This is a genomic window from Acidisoma silvae, assembly GCF_020618775.1.
GTDB lineage: Bacteria > Pseudomonadota > Alphaproteobacteria > Acetobacterales > Acetobacteraceae > Acidisoma > Acidisoma silvae.
The window spans coordinates 1-540 of sequence record NZ_JAESVB010000079.1 but is presented as its reverse complement, the minus strand read 5'-3'; the positions used below and the strand labels follow the sequence as shown (position 1 = coordinate 540).

At 58.7% G+C, this 540-nt stretch carries 1 protein-coding gene; it reads left to right on the top strand.

What is annotated here, in order from left to right; translation table 11 throughout:
• Positions 1-540 (top strand): TniQ family protein (locus tag ASILVAE211_RS25890; protein ID WP_227324223.1); only part of this gene is annotated, 540 nt, incomplete at both ends.

Genomic DNA, 540 nt, shown 5'->3' with positions numbered 1-540 from the left:
GACCTCAGCGCGCCGCTCCCGATCGTCCCCCCGCCTGAGGAGGATGAACTGATCTCGTCCTGGCTCGACCGTATCGCACGCTTTTATGGCACGCCGACATGGGAGCTGTTTGGCTTGATACGCGGGAAGACAACCGTCAGCCTCTATGCGGTGGATTTGGGTATATCCGACGCGGCCCTCAGTCTGATTGCAAAGCGCCTCGGCATTACGAAGATGCAGCTTTTTATCCGTACCATCGCCGGCTCCTATCCATGGGCGGTCGATCACGTAGCGCGAGACTCCGTCATGTCGACCCGACGATACCCGCCGCGCATGCGATATGCCGCTTGCCCGATCTGCCTAGAACATCAGAAGGCCTCGCGGGGATTCTCCTGGTTGCGTCGGGAATGGGTATTGTCATTACGAACAATCTGCCAACTCCACCACGTAGATCTGCTAGAGGGTGATGCCGGTTCTATTGTTCATCCTGCCTGGTCTGATTTTGCTCGTGTGCATCGCTGCGCGCAGCAGGCAACGTCAGCCACTCAGCGTGCAGGTGCG